At 63.5% G+C, this 25,612-nt stretch carries 24 protein-coding genes and 2 pseudogenes; 11 read left to right on the top strand and 15 right to left on the bottom strand.

Going from position 1 to position 25,612, the window contains the following annotated elements; translation table 11 throughout:
* Positions 1 to 31: 31 nt before the first annotated feature.
* Positions 32 to 808 carry a DeoR/GlpR family DNA-binding transcription regulator gene (locus MESCI2_RS0129980; RefSeq protein WP_027039687.1) on the top strand — a complete coding sequence of 259 codons (777 nt, stop codon included), beginning with the start codon at positions 32 to 34 and terminating at the stop codon, positions 806 to 808.
* Here the strand turns inward: MESCI2_RS0129980 and MESCI2_RS0129975 are convergent.
* Both MESCI2_RS0129975 and MESCI2_RS0129970 read right to left on the bottom strand, forming a co-directional pair.
* Positions 805 to 1,704, bottom strand: coding sequence for an NAD(P)/FAD-dependent oxidoreductase (locus tag MESCI2_RS0129975; RefSeq protein ID WP_027039686.1), 900 nt, complete (start codon positions 1,702 to 1,704; stop codon positions 805 to 807). The two genes, MESCI2_RS0129980 and MESCI2_RS0129975, sit on opposite strands and share 4 nt — an antisense overlap.
* Positions 1,694 to 2,143 (bottom strand): RrF2 family transcriptional regulator, encoded by a 450-nt coding sequence (locus MESCI2_RS0129970; protein ID WP_027039685.1) that lies wholly within the window; start codon positions 2,141 to 2,143, stop codon positions 1,694 to 1,696. The genes MESCI2_RS0129975 and MESCI2_RS0129970 overlap by 11 nt, the downstream gene beginning before the upstream one ends.
* 88 nt (positions 2,144 to 2,231) lie before the next feature.
* Here MESCI2_RS0129970 and MESCI2_RS0129965 point away from each other — a divergent pair, with 88 nt between their 5' ends.
* The 6 genes from MESCI2_RS0129965 to MESCI2_RS0129940 all read left to right on the top strand — a co-directional run bounded on the left by MESCI2_RS0129965 (position 2,232) and on the right by MESCI2_RS0129940 (position 9,001).
* Positions 2,232 to 3,143 (top strand): LysR substrate-binding domain-containing protein, encoded by a 912-nt coding sequence (locus MESCI2_RS0129965; RefSeq protein ID WP_013528025.1) that lies wholly within the window; start codon positions 2,232 to 2,234, stop codon positions 3,141 to 3,143.
* 219 nt (positions 3,144 to 3,362) lie between these two features.
* Positions 3,363 to 4,517: an ABC transporter substrate-binding protein gene (locus tag MESCI2_RS0129960; RefSeq protein WP_027039684.1), complete on the top strand. Its 1,155-nt coding sequence runs from the start codon at positions 3,363 to 3,365 to the stop codon at positions 4,515 to 4,517.
* A gap of 171 nt (positions 4,518 to 4,688) precedes the next feature.
* Positions 4,689 to 5,699 carry an ABC transporter ATP-binding protein gene (locus MESCI2_RS0129955; protein ID WP_027039683.1) on the top strand — a complete coding sequence of 337 codons (1,011 nt, stop codon included), beginning with the start codon at positions 4,689 to 4,691 and terminating at the stop codon, positions 5,697 to 5,699.
* A 14-nt stretch (positions 5,700 to 5,713) separates the two neighbouring features.
* The gene (locus MESCI2_RS0129950) at positions 5,714 to 6,664 is read left to right on the top strand and encodes an ABC transporter permease (protein ID WP_197031622.1); all 951 of its coding nucleotides are present in this window, start codon (positions 5,714 to 5,716) and stop codon (positions 6,662 to 6,664) included.
* Positions 6,654 to 7,469 carry an ABC transporter permease gene (locus MESCI2_RS0129945; protein WP_027039681.1) on the top strand — a complete coding sequence of 272 codons (816 nt, stop codon included), beginning with the start codon at positions 6,654 to 6,656 and terminating at the stop codon, positions 7,467 to 7,469. The genes MESCI2_RS0129950 and MESCI2_RS0129945 overlap by 11 nt, the downstream gene beginning before the upstream one ends.
* A 104-nt stretch (positions 7,470 to 7,573) precedes the next feature.
* On the top strand, positions 7,574 to 9,001 hold the full coding sequence (locus MESCI2_RS0129940; RefSeq protein WP_027039680.1) for a gamma-aminobutyraldehyde dehydrogenase: 1,428 nt from the start codon (positions 7,574 to 7,576) through the stop codon (positions 8,999 to 9,001).
* 123 nt (positions 9,002 to 9,124) lie between these two features.
* Here MESCI2_RS0129940 and MESCI2_RS0129935 read toward each other — a convergent pair whose 3' ends face one another.
* From MESCI2_RS0129935 to MESCI2_RS0129885, 11 genes and pseudogenes are all read right to left on the bottom strand, one after another.
* Entirely contained in the window at positions 9,125 to 9,439 is a 315-nt protein-coding gene (locus tag MESCI2_RS0129935; RefSeq protein ID WP_027039679.1) for a hypothetical protein, read from the bottom strand.
* Between the two features lie 70 nt (positions 9,440 to 9,509).
* On the bottom strand, positions 9,510 to 9,872 hold the full coding sequence (locus tag MESCI2_RS0129930) for a nuclear transport factor 2 family protein (RefSeq protein ID WP_027039678.1): 363 nt from the start codon (positions 9,870 to 9,872) through the stop codon (positions 9,510 to 9,512).
* Positions 9,873 to 9,949: 77 nt separating this feature from the next.
* Positions 9,950 to 10,429, bottom strand: coding sequence for a carboxymuconolactone decarboxylase family protein (locus MESCI2_RS0129925; protein ID WP_027039677.1), 480 nt, complete (start codon positions 10,427 to 10,429; stop codon positions 9,950 to 9,952).
* A 109-nt stretch (positions 10,430 to 10,538) separates the two neighbouring features.
* A complete protein-coding gene (locus tag MESCI2_RS0129920) occupies positions 10,539 to 12,092 on the bottom strand; it encodes an alpha/beta fold hydrolase (RefSeq protein WP_027039676.1) in 1,554 nt (517 codons plus the stop codon).
* 113 nt (positions 12,093 to 12,205) lie between these two features.
* Positions 12,206 to 12,517 carry a formate dehydrogenase subunit delta gene (locus MESCI2_RS0129915; protein ID WP_027039675.1) on the bottom strand — a complete coding sequence of 104 codons (312 nt, stop codon included), beginning with the start codon at positions 12,515 to 12,517 and terminating at the stop codon, positions 12,206 to 12,208.
* The gene (fdhD, locus tag MESCI2_RS0129910; RefSeq protein ID WP_027039674.1) at positions 12,507 to 13,337 is read right to left on the bottom strand and encodes a formate dehydrogenase accessory sulfurtransferase FdhD; all 831 of its coding nucleotides are present in this window, start codon (positions 13,335 to 13,337) and stop codon (positions 12,507 to 12,509) included. The genes MESCI2_RS0129915 and fdhD overlap by 11 nt, the downstream gene beginning before the upstream one ends.
* 2 nt (positions 13,338 to 13,339) lie before the next feature.
* Positions 13,340 to 15,829, bottom strand: a pseudogene (fdhF, locus tag MESCI2_RS0129905) (formate dehydrogenase subunit alpha); the annotation flags it as partial.
* A gap of 59 nt (positions 15,830 to 15,888) precedes the next feature.
* Positions 15,889 to 16,252 (bottom strand): annotated as a pseudogene (locus tag MESCI2_RS1000000139360) (2Fe-2S iron-sulfur cluster-binding protein); the annotation flags it as partial.
* A 10-nt stretch (positions 16,253 to 16,262) separates the two neighbouring features.
* A complete protein-coding gene (locus tag MESCI2_RS0129900; protein ID WP_027039672.1) occupies positions 16,263 to 17,819 on the bottom strand; it encodes a formate dehydrogenase beta subunit in 1,557 nt (518 codons plus the stop codon).
* Positions 17,816 to 18,295: a formate dehydrogenase subunit gamma gene (locus MESCI2_RS0129895; RefSeq protein WP_027039671.1), complete on the bottom strand. Its 480-nt coding sequence runs from the start codon at positions 18,293 to 18,295 to the stop codon at positions 17,816 to 17,818. Before MESCI2_RS0129895 ends, MESCI2_RS0129900 begins: the two co-directional genes overlap by 4 nt.
* Positions 18,296 to 18,471: 176 nt before the next feature.
* Positions 18,472 to 19,386 carry a LysR family transcriptional regulator gene (locus MESCI2_RS0129885; RefSeq protein ID WP_027039670.1) on the bottom strand — a complete coding sequence of 305 codons (915 nt, stop codon included), beginning with the start codon at positions 19,384 to 19,386 and terminating at the stop codon, positions 18,472 to 18,474.
* A 151-nt stretch (positions 19,387 to 19,537) separates the two neighbouring features.
* On the opposite strand from MESCI2_RS0129885, the gene MESCI2_RS0129880 reads away from it, so the two are divergent.
* Together MESCI2_RS0129880 and MESCI2_RS0129875 are read left to right on the top strand one after the other, a co-directional pair.
* Positions 19,538 to 20,179, top strand: coding sequence for a DUF47 domain-containing protein (locus MESCI2_RS0129880; protein ID WP_013528009.1), 642 nt, complete (start codon positions 19,538 to 19,540; stop codon positions 20,177 to 20,179).
* 3 nt (positions 20,180 to 20,182) lie between these two features.
* A complete protein-coding gene (locus tag MESCI2_RS0129875) occupies positions 20,183 to 21,187 on the top strand; it encodes an inorganic phosphate transporter (RefSeq protein WP_027039669.1) in 1,005 nt (334 codons plus the stop codon).
* 11 nt (positions 21,188 to 21,198) lie between these two features.
* Here MESCI2_RS0129875 and MESCI2_RS0129870 read toward each other — a convergent pair whose 3' ends face one another.
* Positions 21,199 to 21,576, bottom strand: a complete 378-nt coding sequence (locus tag MESCI2_RS0129870) for a VOC family protein (protein WP_027039668.1) — start codon at positions 21,574 to 21,576, stop codon at positions 21,199 to 21,201.
* A gap of 269 nt (positions 21,577 to 21,845) precedes the next feature.
* On the opposite strand from MESCI2_RS0129870, the gene MESCI2_RS0129865 reads away from it, so the two are divergent.
* Complete coding sequence (locus MESCI2_RS0129865; RefSeq protein ID WP_027039667.1) at positions 21,846 to 23,027, top strand: Mrp/NBP35 family ATP-binding protein; 1,182 nt, start codon at positions 21,846 to 21,848, stop codon at positions 23,025 to 23,027.
* A gap of 15 nt (positions 23,028 to 23,042) precedes the next feature.
* Here MESCI2_RS0129865 and MESCI2_RS0129860 read toward each other — a convergent pair whose 3' ends face one another.
* Complete coding sequence (locus MESCI2_RS0129860; protein ID WP_027039666.1) at positions 23,043 to 23,492, bottom strand: SRPBCC family protein; 450 nt, start codon at positions 23,490 to 23,492, stop codon at positions 23,043 to 23,045.
* Positions 23,493 to 23,638: 146 nt separating this feature from the next.
* Between MESCI2_RS0129860 and MESCI2_RS0129855 the strand changes: the two genes are divergently transcribed.
* Positions 23,639 to 25,444 carry an IlvD/Edd family dehydratase gene (locus MESCI2_RS0129855; protein ID WP_023811496.1) on the top strand — a complete coding sequence of 602 codons (1,806 nt, stop codon included), beginning with the start codon at positions 23,639 to 23,641 and terminating at the stop codon, positions 25,442 to 25,444.
* Positions 25,445 to 25,612 lie beyond the last annotated feature (168 nt).

Here is a 25,612-nt window from a genome sequence, read left to right as displayed (position 1 = left end):
ATCGGTCACGAGCATCAGTTCGGGAAACCAGATGGCCCAGTCCAAACGACACGGCGAGATCCTGCGGCTCCTGCAGGAAGAGGGCACCGTCACCATCGCCAGTCTGGCCGACCGGCTGGGCGTGTCGCTGGAGACGGTGCGTCGCGACGTCAAGCCGCTGACTGGTGATGGCTCTGTCCTCAAGATGCATGGCGCCATCGGCCTGCCGTCGATGATCGGCGAAGCGCCGTTCGAGCGGCGCATGCGTGAGAACGCCGACGCCAAGCGCGTCATTGCCCGCATGGTCGCCGCCACCATCCGCGACGGGGAATCGATCATGCTCGACACCGGAACGACGACCTCGTTCCTTGCGCGTGAACTGCTCGGCCACCGGCGCCTGACGGTCGTCACCAATTCCTCGGACATTGCCCGCACGCTGGCCACCATCAACGGCAACAAGGTCTATATGGCCGGCGGCGAGCTGCGCAGCGATTCCGGCGCTGCTTTCGGCGCCTCGGCGATCGATTTTGTCAGTCGCTTCTCGGTCAGCCACGCCATCATTTCCACCGGGGGCGTCGACGCGGTGATGGGCGTCATGGATTTTGATCTGGATGAGGCCGAGTTCGCCCGCATGGTGCTGTCGCGCGGCCAGCGGTCCCTCGTCATCACCGATCACTCGAAATTCGGCCGTCTTGGTCTGGTCCAGGTCTGCGGCTTCGACAGCTTTTCCGAACTCGCCACCGACCGCTCGCCGCCGCACGACCTGGCTGCCGCCCTGGCCCAGGCCGGCGCGCGGCTCAGCATCGCCGGCGAGGAAGCCGGGTTCTAGCCGAAGACCAGCGATTGGTGGGCGCAGACGCCCGCAAAGGTGCCAGCCGATACCGCAAAGGCAATATTGTGCATCGAACGTGCCGCGTCGCCGGCGGCGTAGACGCCGGGCACGGTCGTCTGCTGCCTGTCGTCGACTGATATCACCGGGCCGAGGAGGCCTTCGGTGAAGCCGCAGCCGAGCTGTTCGGCCAGCGGGCTGGCCATGATGTTGCGCGGCGCGGTGAACATCGCCCTGACGCCGGCCTTTCGGCTATCGTCGAGGTGGACGATCAATCCGCCGGAGCCGTCTTCCCGCAGCTCGGCAACGCTGGTGGGCTCAAACCGCACCTTTCGGCTCTCGAGCGCGCGCATCTGCTCTGTGTCAGGCTCGAACAGGCCATTGCCGAACAGCGTGACATCGCCCCAATCGGTGATCAGCTGTGCCTGATGCATGGACATCGGGCCGGTTGCGAGCACGCCGAGCGGCCCGCCCGAGACTTCGTAGCCGTGGCAATAGGGGCAGTGCAGCACGCTCTTTCCCCAGAGCTCGGCAAGACCGGCAACCTCCGGCAGGATATCGCGCACCCCGGTGGCCAGCACCAGCCGTGCGGCGCCGAATGTCTCGCCGCCGTCGGTGGTGATTTCGAAATCGTTGCTGCCGGCGGCAACGGCCTTGTCCGCGCGCCCGCTGACAACCCTGGCTGTCGGATAGGCCAGCAGCTGCCGCATTGCGTCACCCAGGATTGCGCCAGGCGAGCGTCCGTCCTGTCCGAGGAAGCCGTGCGAATGCTCGGCAAAACGGTTGCGCGGCTGGCCGGCGTCGATCACCAGCACCTTGCGTCCTGCCCGCGCCACCTGGATGGCGGCGGACAGGCCGGCAAAGCTGCCGCCGACGACGGCAAGATCATACTGCATGGCTGGAGACTCCAATGAGATCAAAACGGCGGCGGAAATCGGCGGTCAGGTCGGCCAGCGTGATGCTGCGCAGCTTCTCCGCCAGCAGCCTTTCGGCGGCGATGCGAAAATCGTCGAGGACGGCGATCACCGCCTGCTCGACGAGGCAGCCGGGGCTTTCCGGCTCGGTGCTGAACGGCAGCAGCGTCTCGCCAAGGGCGACGCTGATCTCGGCCAGAGATATTTTCTCGGGCGCCCGCCCGAGCAGCCAACCGCCACCGTGCCCGCGTGACGAGGTGACGATGCCGGCATCGCGCAAGCCTGCGATGGTGCGGCGGACCACAACCGGATTGGTGTGGATGAAGGTGGCAAGCTGCTCGGAGGTCAGCGCCTGTTCGGGCTTCTCGGCCATGTGGACGAGAATGTGCAAGGTCGAGGACAGTCGGCTGTTGCGTTTCATGTAACTTACTTAGTTACGATTGAGGGAGCCGTCAAGTGTTCGCCGGCCGCCACTTCCCAGCGTCGCCTCCGCCGTGTTTAGTCCGACCATGGCTTTCACCATCCGTCAGCTGCAGTTCTTCATCGCCGTCGCCGAGCAAGGCACGGTCTCGGGCGCCGCGCAGAACCTGTCGATCTCGCAATCGTCGGTCACCGAAGCGATCAAGGAGCTCGAAAGCGATCTTGGCGTCGAACTGTTCGAGCGCCATCCGCGTGGCCTCAACATCACCCATAAGGGCCACCAGTTCCTGCGCCACGCGACGAAGATCCTCGCGGACGTTTCCGACGCGCGCCGCTCTTTCTCCGGCGAGCAGGCGGTGGCGGCCGGCCGGCTGCAGCTCGGCGTTACCTCGCTGGTCGCCGGTTATGTGCTGTCGGATCTGCTCGCCCGCTACCGCCGCGCCTATCCCGGCGTCGAGGTCTCGGCCATCGAGGACAATGGCGATTATCTCGAACACCTCCTGATCGGCGGCAAGCTCGACATTGCCGTCATGGTCACCTCCAATCTGCGCGACCGCACCGCGTTGCAGTCGGAAATCCTCGAAGTCTCGGCCTATCGGCTGTGGCTGCCACTCGGTCATCCGCTTGTCGGCGCCGACATCATCAGCATTGGCGACATTGCCTCCGAAACGCTGATCATGCTGACCGTCGACGAGATCGAGGAGAATACCGGCAAGCTGCTGACGGCGATCGGCGCCAAGCCGCATGTCGCCTTCCGCACCCGTTCCGTGGAGGCCGTGCGCAGTCTGGTCGCCACCGGCGCCGGCGTGGCGCTGCTGCCCGACCTCGTCTACCGGCCCTGGTCGCTGGAAGGCGACCGCATCGAATCGCGCGATATTTCCGGCTCCTTGCCGGTGGTTCAGGTCGGCATGGTCTGGCGGCGTGGCTCCGGTCTGCCGCAGGCCGCGCGCGATTTCATCGGCCTTGCCCAGTCGCAACGGACGGTCCGCCAGCGTCCTTGAGAGATCGGCTGCCCACCTATCGGAAAAACCGATATCGCCCTTCTGATAAATGAATTTGCGAAACCGGAGTTTTCAAAGCACTTTCGGTCCAGGGACCAAAGCCGCCATCAGAGCGGCATCAAGCCCAACGGACGAACTGACAGTTTTCAGTCCGCGCGTGACCCCTAGCGAAGACCGAAACCGGCTTTCAGGGTCAGGCGCCTAAATGGGAGATCGACAATGAATTCATTCCTGAAGTCGTGCACTGCTCTGACGGTCGCGCTGACCTTTTCCGGTCAGGCCGTCCCCCAGGTCAAGGAGCTTGGCAAAGGCGAGGGCCAGGTCAACATCGTTGCCTGGCCGGGCTATATCGAGCGCGGCGAAACCGACAAGGGCTATGACTGGGTGACCTCCTTCGAGAAGGAGACCGGCTGCAAGGTCAACGTCAAGACCGCCAACACCTCCGACGAGATGGTCTCGCTGATGAATGAGGGCGGCTTCGACCTCGTCACCGCTTCAGGCGATGCCTCGCTGCGCCTCGTTGCCGGCAAGCGTGTCCAGCCGATCAACACCGATCTCATCCCGAGCTGGAAGACGGTCGACGAGCGCCTCAAGGATGCGCCGTGGTTCACCGTCGGCGGCGCCCACTACGGCGTTCCTTACCAGTGGGGCCCCAACGTCCTGATGTACAACACCGACGTGTTCAAAGAGGCTCCCAAGAGCTGGAACATCGTCTTCGAGGAAATGAAGCTGCCCGACGGCAAGTCCAACAAGGGCCGCGTCCAAGCCTATGACGGGCCGATCCACATTGCCGACGCCGCCAACTATCTGATGTTCCACAAGCCGGAACTCGGCATCAAGGATCCCTACGAACTGAACGAGGACCAGTACAAGGCAGCGCTCGAATTGCTGCGCGTCCAGCGCACGCTGGTCGGCCGCTACTGGCATGACGCCGCCATCCAGGTCGACGACTTCCAGAACGAAGGCGTCGTCGCTTCCGGCTCGTGGCCGTATCAGGTCAACACGTTGGTCGCCGCCAAGAAGCCGGTCGCGTCCACCATCCCGGAGGAAGGTGCTACCGGTTGGGCCGACACCACCATGATGGAAGCCGACGCCGCCAATCCCAACTGTGCCTATATGTGGATGGAGCATTCGCTGTCGCCCAAGGTGCAGGGCGATGTCTCGGCCTGGTTCGGTTCGCTGCCCGTCGTGCCCGCCGCCTGCAAGGGCAATGAGCTTTTGACCGACGAAGGCTGCAAGACCAACGGCTACGAGAATTTCGACAAGATCAAGTTCTGGAAGACGCCGGTGTCGAAATGCGCCACCCAGAACGATCAGTGCGTGCCCTACTACCGCTGGGTATCCGACTATATCGGCGTCATCGGCGGGCGGTGATTTTTCTTACCCTCCCCCTTGTGGGGAGGGTCGACGCATAGCGTCGGGGTGGGGTCGGCTCGGCGTTTTTCGAGGCACCCCCACCCGCGGCTTTGTCGCGACCTCCCCCGTCGCGGGGGGTAGGACGTCGCGCGACATCAACGCATCAAACCGGCAACGGACTGACAGCCCATGACCTCCGCCGTCTCCTTCCAGAAAGCCTCGCGCCATTTCGGCAGCGTGCGCGCCGTTGATGCGGTCGATCTCGACATTGTGCCGGGCGAGTTCTTCGCCATGCTCGGGCCGTCCGGTTCCGGCAAGACCACCTGCCTGCGCCTCATAGCCGGCTTCGAGCAGCCGACATCGGGCTCGATTTCGATCTTCGGTGAACGCGCCGAGGGCGTTCCGCCCTATCGCCGCAACGTCAACACCGTGTTCCAGGACTATGCGCTGTTCCCGCATCTGAATGTGCTCGACAACGTTGCCTACGGGCTGATGGTCAAGGGCGTCGGCAAGGCTCAGCGGCACAAGGCGGCGGAAGAAGCGCTGTCACTGGTGCGGCTGCCCGGCTATGGCGCCCGCCGCCCCGGCCAGCTTTCCGGCGGCCAGCGCCAGCGCGTGGCACTGGCCCGTGCGCTGGTCAACCAGCCAAAGGTGCTGTTGCTCGACGAGCCGCTCGGCGCGCTCGATCTCAAATTGCGCGAGAACATGCAGGAGGAACTGAAGTCGCTGCAGAAGGCGCTCGGCATCACCTTCGTCTTCGTCACCCACGATCAGGGCGAGGCGCTGTCGATGGCCGACCGCGTCGCCGTCTTCAACGATGGCAAGATCATGCAGGTCGGCACACCGGAGGATATCTATCAGCGCCCGAAGACGCGCTTCGTCGCCGACTTCGTCGGCTCCTCCAACGTGCTGCCGCCGGATTTCGTCCAGCGCTATTCCGGCCAGCATCGCTGGGGGAGTCTCCGGCCTGAATCCATTCGCGTCGGCCGCGCGGCCAAGGGGGTCGCAAGTGGTGAAGGCGTATCCGCCCGCCTTGTCTCGACCAATTATCTTGGTGCCACGACAAAGCTTGCGCTCGACGCCGACGGCCTGCGGCTGCACGCCATCGTCCCGGCCGGCACGGCCTTGCCGACAGAAGGCGAGGCGGTGGTGCTGACCTTCAACCGCGAGCACCTGCATCTGATGGACGAGCCGGCATGAGCCTTGACGCCGCCATGATGCGTGCAACAGCGCCCGCCATCCTGCCGGGTAGCGGCGGTTTGCGCGGCGCGCTGTCGGACCTCTTCTGGCGCAAGCCGAAGGTCCTGCTGCTGCTCATGCTGCTGCCGCCGGTGCTGTGGCTGGGGATCGTCTATATCGGCTCGCTGTTTGCGCTGCTGGCGCAGAGCTTTTTCTCGATCGACGAGTTTTCCGGCCTCATCAACCGCGAGTTCACCTTGAAGACTTATGGCGACCTGTTCCAGGCCGCCAATCTCGACATCATCCTGCGCACGGTGACGATGGCGGCCCTGGTCACGCTGGCCTCGGCCGTCATCGCTTTCCCCATCGCCTATTACGCGGCGCGCTATGCGCGCGGTCGCTGGAAGGCGCTGTTCTATCTCGGCATCATGCTGCCGCTGTGGTCGAGCTATCTGGTCAAGATCTACGCCTGGAAGCTGATCCTGGCCAAGGAAGGCATCCTCACCTGGCTGCTCGCCAAGCTGCATTTGTTGTGGGTGCTCGACGCATGGCTGTCGCTGCCGATCGTCGGCGGCAATTCGCTGTCGGTGTCGTTCACCGGCACCTTCATCGTCTTCGTCTATGTCTGGCTACCGTTCATGATCCTCCCCGTTCAGGCAGCGCTCGAACGCGTGCCGGGCAATCTGGTCGAGGCCTCGTCCGATCTCGGCGCCTCTCCGGGACAGACCTTTCGCAACGTGCTGTTCCCGCTGGCGCTGCCGGGCATTGTCGCCGGTTCGATCTTCACCTTCTCGCTGACGCTCGGCGACTACATCATCCCGCAGATCATCGGCACTTCGCGGCTGTTCATCGGCCAGGCGGTCTATTCGCAGCAAGGCACCGCCGGCAACATCCCGCTCGCCGCCGCCTTCACCGTGGTGCCGATCGTCATCATGGGCTTCTACCTCTGGGGCGCCAAACGCATGGGGGCCTTCGATGCGCTCTGATGGTTCCCAATCGGCTCCGATCGGCCTGAAGATAGCCGCCGCCTGCGGGCTGCTGTTCCTGCACCTGCCGATCCTGCTGATCTTCGTTTATGCCTTCACCACCGAGGAGAAGAGTTTCGTCTGGCCGCCGCCAGGGCTGACCACGCAGTGGTTCGCCGTCACCTGGAACCGGCCCGACGTCTGGCAGGCGCTGTCGCTGTCGGTCAGGGTTGCCGCGATCTCGACCGCGATCGCTTTGATCCTCGGCACGCTCTGTTCGGCGGCGGTGTCGCGGACAAGATTCTTCGGCCGCGAAACCATCTCGCTGCTGGTCATCCTGCCGATCGCGCTGCCCGGCATCATCACCGGCATCGCGCTGCGCTCGGCCTTTTCGCTGGCCGACATCCCATTCTCGTTCTGGACGATCGTGCTCGGCCACGCCACCTTCTGCGTGGTCGTCGTCTACAACAACGCCGTCGCCCGTTTCCGCCGCACTTCCGGTTCGATGATCGAGGCCTCGATGGATCTCGGCGCCGACGGTTTCCAGACCTTCCGCCATGTCGTGCTGCCCAACATCGCCACGGCACTGCTTGCCGGCGGCATGCTGGCCTTCGCGCTGTCTTTCGACGAGGTCATCGTCACCACCTTCACCGCCGGCCAGCAGCAGACACTGCCGATCTGGATGCTGGAAGAACTGATCCGTCCGCGCCAGCGCCCGGTCACCAATGTCGTCGCCATGGTCGTCATGCTGGTGACGCTGCTGCCGATCCTTGCCGCCTATTACCTCACCCGTGACGGCGACCAGATCGCGGGAAGCGGGAAATGAAAAACAGCGAATAGGGAGTAGCGAATAGCGAATAGGGAAGATCGACGGTCAAACTCTACTCGCTTTCAGCTACTCCCTATTCGCTCCTGCCAAAGGAGAATCCAATGGACACCCAGATGCTGATCGGCTCGAAATTCGAGAAGGGCACCGAGACCGAGGAGCCGATCCTCAATCCAAAGACCGGGGCGACCATTCTCAATCTGCCTGAGGCCAGCCAGGCGCAGGTCGAGGCGGCGGTGGCTGTCGCCGAACAGGCGTTCGTCTTGTGGTCGCGCACCACGCCGGCGCAGCGCTCCGGCTATTTGCTGAAGATCGCCGACCGCATCGAAGCCGATGCCAAGGAATTCGCCACGCTCGAGGCGCTCAATTGCGGCAAGCCGATTAATGCCGTGCTCAATGACGAAATCCCAGCGATCGTCGATTGTTATCGTTTCTTCGCCGGCGCCGTCCGTTCGATGCGGGGCGTCGTCGCTGGCGAATACATTCCCGGCCATACCTCGATGGTCCGCCGCGACGCCATCGGCATCGTCGCTTCCATCGCGCCGTGGAACTATCCGCTGATGATGATGGCCTGGAAGCTGGCGCCGGCGATCGCCGGCGGCAACACGGTCGTTTTCAAGCCGTCGGAGCAGACGCCGCTGACGGCGCTGAAGCTGGCAAAAATCCTTGCCGAAATCCTGCCCGAAGGCGTCGTCAATGTCGTTCTCGGCCGCGGTGACAGTGTCGGCAACACGCTGATCAACCATCCCAAGGTCAACATGATCTCGATCACTGGCGATGTCGCCACCGGCAAGAAGGTGCTGCAGGCAGCCGCAAAATCGGTCAAGCGCACGCATCTCGAACTCGGCGGCAAGGCGCCGGTCATCGTCTTCGACGACGCCGATCTTGGCGCCGTGGTCAGCGGGCTGCGTGCCTTCGGCTATTACAATGCCGGCCAGGACTGCACCGCCGCCTGCCGCATCTACGCCGGCAAGAAGATCTACGACAAACTCGTCGCCGATCTCTCCTCGGCCGTCTCGACCATCAAGTACGACCGTCCCGACGACACTGAAAACGAGATCGGCCCGCTCATCTCCCGCCGCCAGCGCGACCGCGTGTCGAGCTTCGTCGAGCGGGCCTCGGAACTGAAGCACATAGAGATCACCACCGGCGGCAAGCCGGGCGAGGGTTCCGGCTTCTATTACCAGCCGACTGTCGTTGCCGGCGCGCTGCAGGAAGACGAGATCGTGCGCCGCGAAGTGTTCGGACCGGTTGTCTCCATCACTCGGTTTTCGGAAGTCGACGAGGCGGTGAACTGGGCCAATGACAGCGACTACGGCCTGGCGTCATCGGTGTGGACCAAGGACGTTTCGCGAGCCATGGCGACGGCTGCCCGCCTGCAATATGGCTGCACCTGGATCAACACCCATTTCATGCTGACCAACGAGATGCCGCATGGCGGGTTGAAACAGTCCGGTTACGGCAAGGACATGTCGCTGTACGCGCTCGAAGATTATACCGCCGTGCGCCATGTGATGATTGCGCATGGGTGAGAAGTGGTCCGCGTAGCGGACGAAAAGCCAATTGCTTGGCTTCTCGAGCTTCGAACGCCCGGAGCCTGCGAAGGGCCGGGCGTGGCTATTTTCCCTTCTCCCCGTTCACGGGGAGAAGAGTCGCTACTCCACAATGCGATAAATATTCCACAGGCTGGTGCCCGACACGACATAGGGCTCGATCTCCTTGCCCCATTTGGCATGCGCGTCGATCTTGCCGATCTTGGCGAAGAACGCCTCCAACTGGGCCAGGCTTTCGACCTGGTGATGGGACTCGACCGTCGCCTCCCGCGCCCCGATGGAACCGGTCATGATCTGGAACTCCAGCTCGGCGAGGCCGACCTGCGAGCCGATCTCGCGTTCCCATTTCTTCAACAGGTCGAGCACGGTCTGCTTGTGTCCGAACTTGGCGTCGATCTGCCATCTGGCGCTGAACATTGTCTTCTCCTCCAGGGGTTAAACAGAGCCCCATCCCGATTCGGTCGGGATGGACAGCTCCATGGTTGACCTACTCGTCCCAGGCCTGCACGACGGTTTGCCTTGCGATCCGCCCGTCCTTCAGCTCCAGCATCGCCGCGCAGAACACCTTGGTGCCGTCCGGATAGGCGCAGGCCTGGGTGAAGGCGAGGCTGTCGCCGTCGGCGATGGTGGTGTCGACCTTGTGGGTCATCGCCCGGCTGCAGATGTCGTCCCAGAATGTGGTGATCGCCGCGCGTCCGCGGATCTCGCGCGGCTTGCTCGGCGGGTTGTTGCGGTCGATCACCCGCACCAGCGCGTCTTCGGCGTAAAAGCTCGACAGCATCTTGCCGTCACGGGTTTCGATGGCCTTCTTGATCGATGCGCCATCCACTGTTTGGGTCTTGGTCAGCATGTCATCCTCCATTGGCCCGTCTTCCGGGCGGTTGATGGTCGAAGTGCTGCCCGGCGCTTGTCGCCAGGCAGTGGTTTTTACTGCGACTTCGCCTTGACGGCCGCGAACACGTCGTCGGCCTGCTTCTTGAAGGTCGTCAGATCGACCTGGCTGCCGTTGAGCATCGTCGACCAGTGGCGCACGATGGCGGACATCGCGACCGCCTCCTTGATCTCCTCGTCGCTGGCGCCGTTGAGCTTGGCCGCCTCGGTGTGGAAATAGATGCAGTACTGGCACGGGATCTGCGCCGCGACGGCGAGGCCCAAAAGTTCCTTGGTCTTGCCGTCAAGCGCCGTCTTCGGGTTGAGCTGCACGCCCTTGATCTCGGCCCAGGCGCCGGCAACGGCCACATCCGGCAGCGTCCTGAACATGTCCGGCACCGAGCCGAGCGTCGCCTCGATGTCCTTGTAGGTCGCCGCCGCGGACGCGTCCTCGGCCTTTGCCGGAGCGCTGGCGAACAGCGCTCCAATGCCTGCCGCTATCACAAGCGATTTGAGTGTCCGGTTCGATATCAGCATTTCCTCCTCCGTTCGCAGCACCTTCCCGGCGACATCCGCCTGGCCTGCATGGAGAGAATTGATAGCGCTTACCCGCCCAAGGCCGCTTCCCCCGAAAGCGCCATGGCTCTCATGGCCCGTGCGGGCCAGGGTGCCTGACTGAGAACGCCGCCGCCGCCGCCCGCGACGGCAGGTCCAGCTTGAGCAGTATGTTGGCGACATGGCGCTTGACCGTGTGTTCGCTCAGCCTCAATTCGGCGGCGATCGCGGCATTGCTCTTGCCGTCGGCGACGAGGCTCACCACCTCGCTTTCGCGCGCCGTCAATGCGGCCGGCTCGGCAGGTTTGGGTTTGGGCCGGCAGGCGGGTTCCAGATGCTGTTCGGACGTCGCATGGACCAGCGCCAGCGGCTCCTCCAACTCGTCGACGCTGATGCGCCCGGCGTCGGTGAAATGCAGGCCCGACCCAGCCGCCAGATCGGCGATCAGACGCGACGCGATAATGTCGCCGCGGCCGGCATGGGCGGCCAGTTGCATCGCCACCCGCGCCGTCATCCCGACGGGCGGACCGCGCATTTCGATCTCGCCGACATGCGCCCCTTGCGCGCTTGCCACGCCGATTTCCTGCGCCGCCTCGCGCAGCGCTGCCGCGCAGCGAATGGCGCGTGCCGGGCCATCGAAGCGCGACATCATCAACTCGCCATGCAGGCCCGCAGAACGCCCGCCATGGCGCCCGACCAGCAGCCGCCAGGTTTCCTGGAAGCGCAGGCTGCGTTCGCTCCACATGCGGTCGCCGAGCCGCGCCGTGTCGTAGATGCGTGTCACCAGCAGTGCGGCCAGCACGCGGTCCACTTCGCACACGGCGCGCTCGCCGGTCAGGAATTCCTCGATCAGGTCGGCCACCCCATCGACATCGCCGGTCCAGATCGGATGGTCGCGTCCGGGAATCTCGACCAGCCGGGCACCGGGGATCTTCTGTGCAAGGAAGCGGCTGGCATCGGGGTCGACCCGCGCATCGTTGCGGCGATGAATCACAAGCGTCGGCGCGCTGATCACGCTCAGGATGTGGCGGATGTCGACGTCGGCGTTCATGCGCGCCAGCGCCGCCGCCGCCGTCGGGCTCGCCGACAATCGTTCGAAACGTGCCCACCACTGGGTGAAATGCGCGTCGTCGACCCGGCTCGGCGCGAAATGGGGCAGCGTGGCGCCAGTGCCCCAGGCTGTCTCCGCCATCTCGATGAAAGCGTCGAGGCGTTCGGGCGACATCACCCATTTGTGGAAATGCGCATAGCCGCCATAGAGCGCCAGCGCCCGCGTCCGCTCCGGATAGGTGGCGGCGAACAGCATCGCCATCGGCGCGCCTTCGGAGGAGCCGAGCAGGGCTGCACGGCCGCTGCCGGCGGCGTCCATAACCGCGCGCACATCGTCCATCCGCGTTTCGAGACTTGGCAGGTTATGCGTGTCGACGCGGTCAGACAGACCCGTGCCGCGCTTGTCGAACAGGATCAGCCGCGAGAATGCCGAAAGCCGCTTCAAGAGCCTGGTATAGCCCTCGTCTTCCCATTGCAGGTCGAGGTTGGAAATGAAGCCCGGCACGAAGACCAGGTCGAACGATCCCTGCCCGACCACCTGATAGGCGATCCGCACATCGCCGCTACGGGCGTATCGCGTCTCGATCGGCCTCACGAGATTTCCATCCCGGCCTGACGACTTCTGATCGTCAAACCATAGCAGAACAGCGCCGATTGCGGCAGCTTAAACTTTAGCGATGACGAATGTAATCCGGCGCGGCTTGGCGATTATTCCTGCGAGACGGCGACGTCGGCAGGGGAGGGCTCGAGTCCGAGTTTGAGGTCGGCCGCAGCCGGCGTGATCGGCCGCCTGATCCTGGCGGAGGCGGCCACCACCAACTCGTTGAAGTTCCCGGTGCCGTCGTCCAGCATTTCGAAGAACTGCCGCCGCATCCTCGGCTCCCAGAACTTGTTGATGTGCTCGGCGACGCCGGCAATGCCTTCCTCGCGCGGCTTGGAATGGAAGAAATCGGCAATCTGGTTTGCCATGCGCACCAGCTTCTCGGCGGTGCTCATAATGTGTTCTTCGTCATGCGACATGCTTGGCAACTCCGCAAACCACCCGGTCGGGGTGGGTGAAAATATCAAAATCGTCGCCGCGAACCAGCGCCACCAGCGTCATCCCAGCCTCTTGCGCCGTGCGGATGGCCAGAGCGGTCGGTGCCGAGACGGCGATGATGAAGGCCGAGCCGATAGAAGCCGTCTTCTGCATCATTTCGACCGAAACCCTGGATGTCACCACGACAGCACCGGATGCGCCATCGATGCCGGCTTTGGCCAGCGCACCGGCCAGCTTGTCGAGCGCATTGTGACGGCCGACATCTTCGCGCACCATGACGATGCCCTTGCCAGGCACATAGAAACCGGCGGCGTGTACCGCTCCGGTCTCGGTGTGCAGCGGCTGCACCTTAGAGAGGAGCTTGACCGAGCGGACGATGTCGTCGGCATCAAGCGTAAGTTTTAACGCACCAACCGCATCGACCGAGCGCATCGCTTCCTCGATCGATTCGATGCCGCAGAGCCCGCAGCCGACCGGACCCGCGAGCCTTCGCCGCCGCGCTTCGAAACGTGTGTTGGCCCGGTCTTTCAGCCGGATCTGAATGTCGATGCCGGCGCCATGGTCCTCGACCTCGATGGCTTCGATCTCGTCAGGCAAGGCGATGATGCCTTCAGTCAGCGAGAAGCCGAGCGCGAAATCCTCGAAATCCGCCGGGCTTGCCATCATCACCGCATGCGTGGTGCCGGCAAAGGAGAACGCCACCGGCGTCTCTTCCGGCACCATGCGGTTCGCGGCCGTCGTCCCAACCGCGCGGTGCGCCAGCCGCGATACCTGCGTCGTGGCTTTGCGGCGCGCGCTCAAGACTACTCCGCCGCCTGCAAAGATGCGATGCGCCGGCTCTGCTTGGCTTGCTCGTCATAGTCGCGCTGCCATTCCGACGGCCCGTTGGAGGCGCCGACCTGTACCGCCGTCACCTTGTATTCCGGGCAGTTGGTCGCCCAGTCGGAGAAGTCGGTGGTGATGACGTTGGCCTGCGTGTCCGGATGATGGAACGTCGTGTAGACGACGCCGGGCGACACCCGGTCGGTAATCAGCGCGCGCAGCGTCGTCTCGCCCGAGCGGCTGGTCAGCCGGACCCAGTCCCCGTCGCGCAAACCGCGGTTTTCGGCATCGTGCGGATGGATCTCCAGCCGGTCCTCCGAGTGCCACATGCTGTTGTCGGTGCGCCTTGTCTGCGCGCCGACATTGTACTGCGACAGGATGCGGCCGGTGGTGAGCAGCAGCGGGAAGCGCGGCCCCGTCCTTTCGTCGGTCGCCACATATTCGGTGCGGATGAACTTGCCCTTGCCGCGCACGAACGCATCGATGTGCATGATCGGGGTGCCGAGCGGCGCCTTCTCGTTGCAAGGCCATTGCACGGATCCGACACGGTCGAGCAGCTCGAAGGAGACGCCGGCGAAGCTCGGCGTCGTCATCGCGATCTCGTCCATGATCTCGGAAGGATGCTGATAGTTCCAGTCCAGCCCGATGGCGCGAGCAAGTTCCTGCGTCGCCTCCCAATCGGCGTAGCGCGCCTTCGGCTCAAGAACCTTGCGCACCATGTTGATGCGGCGCTCTGCATTGGTGAAGGTGCCGTCCTTCTCCAGGAAGGTCGAGCCCGGCAGGAAGACATGCGCGTAGTTTGCCGTTTCGTTGAGGAAGAGGTCGTGCACGACGACGCATTCCATGGCGGCAAGGCCGGCGGCGACATGCTTGGTGTCGGGGTCGGACTGAAGGATGTCTTCGCCCTGGATGTAGATGCCCTTGAAGCTGCCGTCGACGGCGGCATCCAGCATGTTGGGGATGCGCAGGCCGGGTTCGTCGTCCAGCTTCACGCCCCACAAGGTCTCATAGATATCGCGCACGGCTTCGCCGGAGATGTGGCGATAGCCCGGCAGTTCGTGCGGGAACGAGCCCATGTCGCAGGAGCCCTGCACGTTGTTCTGGCCGCGCAGCGGGTTCACGCCGACGCCGGGCCGGCCGATATTGCCGGTGGCCATGGCGAGATTGGCGATCGCCATCACGGTGGTCGAACCCTGGCTGTGCTCCGTCACGCCGAGGCCGTAATAGATCGCGCCGTTGCCGCCGGTGGCGTAGAGCCGCGCGGCACCGCGGATCAGCTCGGGATCGACGCCGGACAATTTGCCGACGGTTTCGGGGCTGTTTTCCGGCAAGGCGACGAACGATGCCCAATCCTGGAACTCCGTCCAGTCGCAGCGTTCGCGGATGAAGGCTTCGTCGAACAGGCCCTCGGTGACGATCACATGCGCCAGCGCCGTCAGCACGGCCACATTGGTGCCTGGCTTCAGCGGCAGGTGGTAGTCCGCTTCGATATGGGCCGACTTGACCATCTCGGTACGGCGCGGATCGAGCACGATCAGCTTGGCGCCCTGGCGCAGCCGCTTCTTGAGGCGCGAGGCGAACACCGGGTGAGCGGAAGCCGGATTGGCGCCGATGATGACGGCGACGTCGGTGAAGTCGACGGAATCGAAATCCTGCGTGCCGGCCGAGGTGCCATAGGTCTGGCCGAGCCCGTAGCCCGTCGGCGAATGGCAGACGCGTGCGCAGGTGTCGACATTGTTGTTGCGGAAACCCTGCCGCACCATCTTCTGGACGAGGTAGGTTTCCTCATTGGTGCAGCGCGACGAGGTGATGCCGCCGATTGCGGTGCGTCCGTACTGGTACTGGATGCGGCGGAATTCTTTCGCCGTATGGGCGATCGCCTCTTCCCAGCTCACTTCGCGCCACGGGTCGGTGACCTTTTCGCGGATCATCGGCGACAGGATGCGGTCCTTGTGGGTGGCGTAGCCATAGGCGAAACGGCCCTTGACGCAGGAATGGCCGTGGTTCGCCTTGCCCTCCTTATAGGGCATCATGCGAACGACTTCGTCACCCTTCACCTCGGCCTTGAACGAGCAGCCGACGCCGCAATAGGCGCAGGTGGTGACAGCCGAGCGCTCCGGCAGGCCCTTGGCAAGCACCGTCTTCTCGCGCAGCGCATCGGTCGGACAGGCCTGCACGCAGGCGCCGCAGGACACGCATTCCGAATCGATGAACGCCTCGTGCATTCCCGCCGAAACCCGGGATTCGAAGCCGCGTCCCTCGATGGTCAGCGCGAAGGTGCCTTGCACCTCTTCGCAAGCTCGCACGCAGCGCGAGCAGACGATGCATTGCGAGGCATCATAGGTGAAATAGGGGTTGGATTCATCGCGGGCGATGTAGTCGACCGCCAGCGAGCCATGGCCAGGCGCCACGCCACCTTCCGGCTTGACGTGGTTGCGGCCCTCGATGCCGTAGCGGTTCTCGGTCAGGCCGATGGACTTCGCCACCGCATCGAACTCGCTGCCGCCAGTTCCGGCCGTTTCATTCCAGCCGGTCGGATGATCGGAGACGTAGAGTTCCATGACGCCACGACGAATGGCATCGAGCCGCTCGGTCTGCGTGCGCACGATCATGCCTTCGCCGACAGGCGTCGTGCACGATGCCGGCGTGCCGCCGCGTCCTTCGATCTCGACAAGGCAGACACGGCACGAACCGAAAGAGTCCAGCATGTCGGTGGCGCAAAGCTTCGGGATCTCGACCCCGCCTTCCATGGCCGCACGCATGATCGAAGTGCCTTCCGGCACGGTGATGCTGCGTCCGTCGACGTTCAGCGTGACCTGCTTCGGCGCCTTCGATTGCGGGGTTCCGTAGTCGATCTCTTCGACGAGGGAAGGGAAGTCGGCCTTGATGTTCATCTGCCAGCTCCTATTCGGCAGCCACGCGCACGGGCGCGGGCTTGAAGTCGTCGGGGAAATGGGTGATCGAGCTCATCACAGGGTAGGGCGTGAAGCCGCCCAGCGCGCACAGCGAACCGAATTTCATCGTGTTGCAGAGGTCGGTGACCAGAGCGAGGTTCTTCTCCGGCTCGATGCCCGCAACTATTCTGTCGATGGTCTCGACCCCGCGCGTCGAGCCGATGCGGCAGGGCGTGCATTTGCCGCAGCTCTCGATGGCGCAGAATTCCATGGCAAAGCGCGCCTGTTTCAGCATGTCGGCGGTGTCGTCGAACACCACGATGCCGGCATGGCCGATCAGCCCGTCCTTGGCCGCGAAGGCTTCATAATCGAATGGCGTGTCGAACAGCGCGCGCGGGAAATAGGCGCCGAGCGGGCCGCCGACCTGCACGGCCTTGACCGGCCGCCCGGTGGCCGTGCCGCCGCCGATCTCGTCGACGATCTCGCCCAGCGTCATGCCGAAAGCGGCTTCGAACAGCCCTGCATATTTGACGTTGCCGGCGATCTGGATCGGGATCGTGCCGCGTGAGCGGCCCATACCGAAATCCTTGTAGTAGGCCGCACCCTTGTCCATGATGATGGGTACAGAGGCTAGGCTGATGACGTTGTTGATCACCGTCGGCTTGCCGAACAGCCCCTTATGCGCCGGCAGCGGCGGCTTTGCCCGCACCATGCCGCGCTTGCCTTCGAGCGAATCGAGCAGCGCCGTCTCCTCGCCGCAGACATAGGCGCCGGCGCCGACCCGGATCTCCATGTCGAACGCGTAGGGTGAACCCAGCACGCTGGCGCCGAGAACGCCGGCCTTGCGGGCCACTTCGACGGCCTTGTTCATCACCGCCACCGCATGCGGATATTCCGAGCGGACATAGACGAAGCCCTTCGTCGCGCCCGCGGCTATACCGGCGATCGTCATGCCTTCGATCAGCACGAAGGGATCGCCCTCCATGATCATGCGGTCGGCGAAGGTGCCTGAATCGCCCTCATCGGCGTTGCAGACGATGTATTTGCGGTCGCCTGCGGTATCGAGCACCGTTTTCCACTTGATGCCGGTCGGGAAGCCGGCGCCGCCGCGCCCGCGCAGGCCCGATTCGGTAACCTGGGCGACGATGGCGGCAGGCGTCAGCGCCAGCGCGTTCGTCAGCCCGTTCAACCCGCCATGCTTCTTGTAGGATTCCAGCGACAGCGGATCCGTGACGCCGCAGCGCGCGAAGGTCAGCCGCGTCTGCTTGGCCAGGAAGGGGATCTTGTCCGGCGCGCCCAGCCAGCGCTTGTGGTGGCCGCCGGTGAGGAAGCCGCTGTCGAACAGGCTTTTGACGTCGGATGGCTTGACCGGCCCATAGGCGATGCGGCCATTGGCTGTCGCGACTTCGACCATAGGCTCGAGGAAATAGGCGCCGCGCGACCCGTTGCGCACGATCTTGGCTTCGATGCCGCGCTCGGCGAGTTCGGCGGCGATCGCCTTGGCGACCTTTTCGGCGCCGAGCGCCAGTGCACCGGAATCGCCGGGAATGTAGATACGCGGGATCATGAGCGCACCTCTGCAACGATCTCGTCAAGCTTCTCGTCATCGAGCCGCCCGATCACCTCGCCATCCAGCATTGCGGCGGGCGAACAGGCGCAAAGGCCCAGACAATAGACCGGCTCCAGCGTCACCGAACCGTCGCGGGTCGTCTCATGGAAGCCGATGCCCAGCAGCTGCTTCAGCTTGGCGGCGATGGCGTCCGAACCCATCGACTGGCAGGATTCCGCCTGGCAGAGCTTCAGCACATGCCGGCCTGCCGGGTGGCTGCGGTAATCGTGATAAAAGCTGACGACGCCGTGCACCTCGGCCCTGGAAATGTTCAGCGCCTCGGCGATGACCGGCAGCGCATCCTTGGGCACATGGCCGAACTCTTCCTGGATGCCGTGGAGGATCGGCAGCAACGGGCCTTCGAGGCCCTTCATCTCCTGGATGATCGCGACCGTGCGCGACGTGATCTCGGTACTTGCAGGCTGCATTGTCATGCAGCGCCCTCCCTATCGTAGCGACCCACACATATCGGCCAAAAGCATCAAGCTGTTTTGGAACAACGACATGCGCGTGCCGCTTTATCGCTAAGTGCTTAAGAAAACAGAGAAAACCTCTGAAATCAATAAAGCGGTTTCGTTGAACGATAGAAATTCTCTATCGTTCCGTTCGGCTAACTCTGTCTAGCGGAACGGTTGGCATGGAAATCGTCCGCCAGCGCCATTGCCTCGTCCAGCAGCGCCGAGACCAAAGGTGTGTGCGGTTCGCGCGGTGTCGCCACCAGGCCGACCGTGTGGCTGGCGTCTGGTTCGATGATTGGAATGGCCCGGATCGGCTCGGAAAAGCCGAATGTTTCCGCCAGGTTGAGTGGCATGATCGACGACCATTTGCCGGTGCGGATGTGCGAAAACAGCACGATCATCGAATTGGATTCCAGCGTCGGTCGCACCTGCACGCCGGCTTCAGCCAGATGCTGATCGATGATGCGGCGGTTCTGCATGTCCGGCGTCAACAGGCACAGCGGCAGGCTTGAGAGCTCCGCCCATGTCACTTTGTCGCGGTCGGAATAGGGATTTCCCATCGCGGTGATCAGTTGGTAGCGCTCGTCATAGAGCGGCACGCTGGTCACCCGCCCCAGCGGCTCGTTGTCGAGATAGGTGATGCCGGCATCGATGTCGAAATTGCCGAGCAGCGACAGCACCTCGATCGAGGTCCGCGACAACACCGAAAAGGTGACGCCGGGATGCTTTTCGCGAAAAGGCGTCGTCAGCCGCGGCAGCATGGCGAGCGCCGTCGGGATGGCGGCGATGCGGATACGGCCCGAAAGTCCGTGGCGCGCCGCGCGCATTTCCTCGCGCATGGTCCTGGTGTCGCCGACGATGCGGCGTGCCCACACCAGCACCTGTTTTCCCTCCGGCGTCAGCCCCTGGAAGCGCGAGCCGCGCAGAACCAGCATGACGCCAAGCTGGCCTTCCAACTGCTTGATGCCGGCCGACAGCGTCGGCTGGGTGACGCCGCATACCTCCGCCGCCCGGCCGAAATGCTCCTCCCTGGCGAGCGCGATGAAGAATTCCAGCTTGTCGATCATGCGATCTTTCCGGTCGTTCGCTGCAAGGTCGGGGAAATCGCGCCTCACCGCAAGCGCGATGCACAATTGTCCTGCATCCACACCTTTAAGCCGGCTACCTGTTTCCCGCGGCGCGATGCGGCGCTATGTGGATGAAACTGGGAGATCGACCATGCTGGGCTGGTTCCGCAAGCTTTTGCCGCGCGAAGATCGCTTCTTCGACCTGTTCGAACGACATTCGCGCACCGTGGTCGGCGGCGCCGAGGCGCTGGAGCAGCTTCTTCAGGGCAGGGATATCGACCTCTGGTGCCAGAAAATCATCGATCTCGAAGATGAGGCCGACCACATCACCGCGGAAGTCCTGCTGGCGGTGCGGCGCTCCTTCATCACGCCTTTCGATCGCGGCGACATCAAGGACCTGATCCAGTCGATGGATGATGCCATCGACATGATGCACAAGACGGTCAAGACGGTGAAGCTGTTCGAGCGCAAGGAGTTCGATCCGCTGATGCAGGAAATGGGTGGCGTCATCGTCGCCGCCGCCAAGCTGGTGGCCGAGGCCATCCCACTGCTCAACAAGGTCGCGACGCACACGGTGCGCCTCAACGCCATCGCCGAGGAGGTGATGCGCGTCGAAAGCCGGGCTGACGACCTGCACGAGCAGGGGCTGAAGGATCTCTTCAGGAAGCACGGCAGCAGCGATCCGATGGCGTACATGATCGGCAGCGAGATTTATGGCCAACTGGAAAAAGTGGTCGACCGCTTCGAGGACGTCGCCAACGAGATCAGCGGCATCGTCATTGAGAATGTCTAGGTGATGGAAGCCACCATTGCCTTTCCCGTGCTGGTCGGCCTCGTCGCCGTCGCACTGTTCTTCGACTTTCTCAACGGCTTGCACGATGCCGCCAATTCCATCGCCACCATCGTCTCCACCAGGGTGCTGCGGCCGCAATATGCGGTGCTGTGGGCGGCATTCTTCAATTTCATCGCCTTCATGTTCTTCGGCCTCCACGTTGCCGAGACCATAGGCAAAGGTATCATCGACGTCAGCATCGTCACCCCGGCGGTGATCTTTGCAGCCCTCGTCGGCGCCATCGTCTGGAACATCGTCACCTGGATCGCCGGCATCCCTTCGAGCAGCTCGCATGCGCTGATCGGCGGCCTGGTCGGCGCCGGTGTGGCAAAGGCAGGCGTGGGCGCCATCGTTTGGACAGGGCTTGGCAAGACGGTTGCGGCAATCGTCCTGTCGCCGGCGACCGGCTTTATCCTGGCCCTCGTCCTGATTTTCGCCGTCTCGTGGCTCTTCGTGCGCCAGACGCCGTTTGCGGTCGACAGCACCTTCCGCGTCCTGCAGTTCTTTTCCGCCTCGCTCTATTCACTCGGGCACGGCGGCAATGACGCCCAGAAGACCATGGGCATCATTGCCGTGCTGCTCTATTCGCAAGGCATGCTCGGCACGACTTTCCATGTACCGCTCTGGGTCGTCCTCACCTGCCAGTCGGCATTGGCGCTCGGCACCTTGTTCGGTGGCTGGCGCATCGTCCACACCATGGGCTCGAAGATCACCCGGCTGAACCCGATGCAGGGTTTTTGCGCCGAGACCGGCGGGGCGATCACGCTGTTTGCGGCGACCTGGCTCGGCGTTCCCGTATCGACCACGCACACCATCACCGGCGCCATCATCGGCGTCGGCGCCGCCCGCCGCGTCTCGGCCGTGCGCTGGGGCATTGCCGGCAACATCGTCATTGCCTGGATCGTCACCTTGCCGGCCACAGCTTTGATTTCGGCGCTCACCTACCTCGCGGTTGGCCTGGCGAGGTGACGTAAAGAAATCTACCTGTCCACAAGGTTCAGGATGTTGCCGTCCGGGTCCTTGAACCAGGCGACCTTCATTCCGTAACCGACGTGGAGATCGCCCTCCAGCGTCAAGCCCGGCATCTGATAGTGCTCGAAGGCGACGCCCTTCGACTTCAGCTCCTTGACGATGTTACCGATCTCGTCGCCAACCATCCAGGTTACCGCTGTCGCCTTGTTGGTTCCAGCAAATTGGGAATGATAGACATTGAGGGTGGTATCGCCGCTTTTGTAGACGATCAGTTCGCCGCCCTCATCGTGCACCTGTTTCAGGCCCAGCGTTCCCTCATAGAAAGCCTTGGCTTTCGCGAGATCCTTCACCGCGAGATTGGCCGTTGCGTTGCTGTTTGCGAGCATGATGGTCTCCTTTCCTGGTTATCGACCCCGTGCTGGTCACCGAAATAGGTCGCCGCGATCGTTTGACGACTGTCGCTTGACCTGATTGTTGGCCGCATCGGCGTTCGATTATCTGGAAGACGTCTGGCGCGGATGAAATCCGACAGCCCCTGCCGCTTTTTCAGACACGCCAGGGCAGCCATTGCTCCACGGCTTGGTTCTGCCCGGAAACTGCATTATCTCAGGTGCAAGCTGCATCTCAGGCGCAAGCTGCGTAAGGAAAAACTGCCATGTCCGTCACCAAGGAAATCGTCACCGAGCGTCTGAAGACGGTCAACGGGCCGGATTTCACCGGCAACATCGTCGACCTCGGCATGGTTTCGGAAATTTTCATCGCTGACGGCAAGGTCTTCTTCTCGATCACCGTTCCCGCTGCCCGTGCCCAGGAAATGGAGCCGCTGCGCGCCGCCGCCGAGCGTGTGGTCAAGGCGATCCCCGGTGTCGCCGGCGCCGTCGTCGCGCTGACGGCCGAAAAGAAGGGCGGCGGCATGGAGGCGCCGGTTCCGTCGCGCCCCGCACCCAGGCCCGTTCCACCGGCTGCGCCCGCTGCCGCCGCGCCGCGTGCGGCTCCGCACGCGCCGGCCTCGCACAGCTCGGGCAAGCGTGGCGTGCCCGGTATCGAGGCGATCATTGCCGTTGCCTCTGGCAAGGGCGGCGTCGGCAAGTCGACCACCGCCGTCAGCATCGCGCTTGGCCTCGCCGCCAACGGCTTGCGCGTCGGCGTGCTCGATGCCGACATTTACGGCCCTTCCATGCCCAGGCTGCTCAACATCCATGGCCGGCCGCAGACCGTCGATGGCAAGATCCTGAAACCGATGGAGAATTACGGCCTGAAGGTGATGTCGATGGGTTTCCTCGTCGACGAGGAAACGCCAATGATCTGGCGCGGCCCCATGGTGATGTCGGCGCTGACGCAGATGCTGCGCGAGGTCGAATGGGGCCGTCTCGACGTGCTCGTCGTCGATATGCCGCCCGGTACCGGCGACGCGCAGCTGACCATGGCCCAGCAGGTGCCGCTGGCCGGCGCCGTCATCGTCTCGACGCCGCAGGACCTGGCCCTGATCGACGCGCGAAAAGGCCTCAACATGTTCAAGAAGGTCGACGTGCCGCTGCTCGGCATCGTCGAGAACATGAGCTATTTCATCGCCCCCGACACCGGCAAGCGCTACGACATTTTCGGCCATGGCGGGGCACGCCGCGAGGCCGAGCGTCTTGGCGTCACTTTCCTTGGCGAAGTGCCGCTCGAGATGGGCATTCGCGAAAGCTCGGATGCCGGCACGCCGGTTGTCGTCTCCAAGCCTGACGGCGCCGAGGCGAAAATCTACCGCGACATCGCTTCGAAGGTCTGGGACCGGGTCAACGAAGAGCGTGGTGCTGCGGCAGCCGCCGTGCCGAGTATTGTGTTCGAGTGATGCCCGCTTGAGGGCTCAGCCGCCGACCTTTTCGCCGAACGACGAAAAAAACTGTCCGGCCAGTTTCTTCGAGGTCGATTCGATCAGCCGGCTGCCGAGCTGGGCGATCTTGCCGCCGACATCGGCCTTGGCCGCGTAGTTCAATATCGTGGCGTCGGGTCCGTCTGCCGTCAGCGTCACGTCGGCGCCACCCTTGGCGAAGCCTGCAATGCCGCCCTTGCCTTCGCCCTGGATGGTGTAGGAGTGCGGCGGCTTCAGGTTCTTCAGCGTCACTTCGCCGTTGAACGTCGCCTTGATCGGTCCGATCTTCACCACCACGGTTGCCGCCATCTCGGTCGGCGACTTCATCTCCAGGCTCTGGCAGCCGGGAATGGTCGCCTTCAAGATCTCGGGATCGTTCAGCGCTTCCCACACTTTTTGCAGCGGTGCGGCAATGCGCTCCTCGCCTTCGATCACCAAAGCCATGAAAACCTCCCGGACAAGACTGTCCGAACCCGTAACGCACGGCTTGGTGCGTGTCTATCGCACCAAAGTCCGGTTGCGACCGCACGCCCTCTTGCCTGCTCCCGCGCGTTGCCATATCGATTTGTCTTACAAATACGGAGACCATGATGGCAGGCGCCCCTACCCATAAGAAAAAATTTCGCTCGCAGGAGTGGTTCGACAATCCCGACAATCCGGGCATGACGGCGCTCTATCTCGAGCGCTATCTCAATTACGGTCTGACGCGCGCCGAACTGATGTCCGGCAAGCCGTTGATCGGCATTGCCCAGACCGGCTCGGATCTGTCGCCTTGCAACCGTCACCATATCGAACTCGCCAAGCGCGTGCGCGAAGGCATCGTCTCGATGGGCGGCATTCCTTTCGAATTCCCTTGCCATCCGATCCAGGAGACCGGCAAGCGCCCGACCGCGGCACTTGACCGCAACCTTGCCTATCTCAGCCTGGTCGAAGTGCTCTACGGCTATCCGCTCGATGGCGTCGTGCTGACCATCGGTTGCGACAAGACGACACCGGCCCTGCTGATGGCGGCGGCCACCGTCAACATCCCGGCGATCGCCCTGTCGGTCGGCCCGATGCTCAATGGCTGGCACAAGGGCAAGCGCACCGGCTCCGGCACCATCGTCTGGGAATCACGCCAGCGCCTGTCGGCCGGCGAGATCGATTATGACGAGTTCATGGATATCGTCGCCTCGTCGGCGCCGTCCACCGGCTATTGCAACACCATGGGCACCGCCACCACGATGAACTCGCTGGCCGAGGCGCTTGGCATGCAGTTGCCGGGCTCGGCCGCCATTCCCGCGCCCTACCGCGAGCGTGGCCAGATTTCCTATGAGACCGGAAAACGCATCGTCGAGATGGTGCATGAGGATCTGAAGCCGTCCGATATCATGACGAGAGAGGCTTTCGAGAACGCCATCGTCGTCAATTCGGCCATTGGCGGCTCGACCAACGCGCCTATCCATCTCAACGCCATCGCCCGCCACCTTGGAGTCAAGCTCGACAATGACGACTGGCAGACGGTCGGCCTCAATGTGCCGCTGCTGGTCAATTTGCAGCCGACGGGCGAATACCTCGGCGAGGACTACCATCATGCCGGCGGCGTGCCGGCGGTCATTGCCGAACTGATGAAGGGCGGGCTGTTGCCGCATCCCGGCGCGCGCACCGTCAACGGCAAGTCGATCGGTGAGAACAGCGAGGGCGTTGCCAACGAAAATCCCGACGTCATCCGCTCTGTCGCCAAGCCGCTGAAGGCCAATGCCGGCTTCATCAATCTTCGGGGCAATCTGTTCGATTCGGCGATCATGAAGACCAGCGGCATCTCGCCGGAATTCCGCGAACGCTATCTCTCCAACCCCAAGGATCCCGAGGCTTTCGAAGGCAACGCCATGGTTTTCGACGGGCCGGAGGATTACCACGCCCGCATCGACGACCCGGCGCAAGGCATCGACGAACACACCATCCTGTTCATGCGCGGCGCCGGCCCGGTCGGCTATCCCGGCGGTGCCGAGGTCGTCAACATGCAGCCGCCGGCCTATCTTATCAAGAAGGGCATCCACGCGCTCGCTTGCATCGGTGACGGACGCCAGTCGGGCACGTCGGGTTCGCCGTCGATCCTCAACGCCTCGCCGGAAGCCGCCATCGGCGGCGGACTGGCGCTGCTCAAGACCGGCGACCGTGTCCGCATCGACCTGCGCAAGGGCACGGCCGACATCCTCGTCACCGACGACGAGATCACCCGGCGCCGCGCCGAGTTGCAGAACAATGGCGGCTTCCACTATCCCAAGCACCAGACACCCTGGCAGGAGATCCAGCGCGGCATGGTCGCGCAGTTCTCGGAGGGAATGGTGCTGAAACCGGCGGTGAAATACCAGGATGTCGCGCACACAAGCGGCGTCCCCAGAGACAATCATTGATCTGAATCGACGGATGGCGGCTTGATCAAATCAGGCCGCCGTCGGTTTTCCGGCCAGCGTGTTGCATCCCGGCCGGGTAGGTCGAGAACGGTCACCGTCCTTGACAAGCGCGCCCAACAAATCCACCATCATGACAAGGGGTGCATCGCGACGACCCCGTGAGGCGTC

Source organism: Mesorhizobium ciceri WSM4083 (genome assembly GCF_000519305.1).
GTDB lineage: Bacteria > Pseudomonadota > Alphaproteobacteria > Rhizobiales > Rhizobiaceae > Mesorhizobium > Mesorhizobium ciceri_B.
The sequence above is the reverse complement of the archived record's forward strand: the minus strand, read 5'-3'. Positions and strand labels throughout refer to the sequence as shown.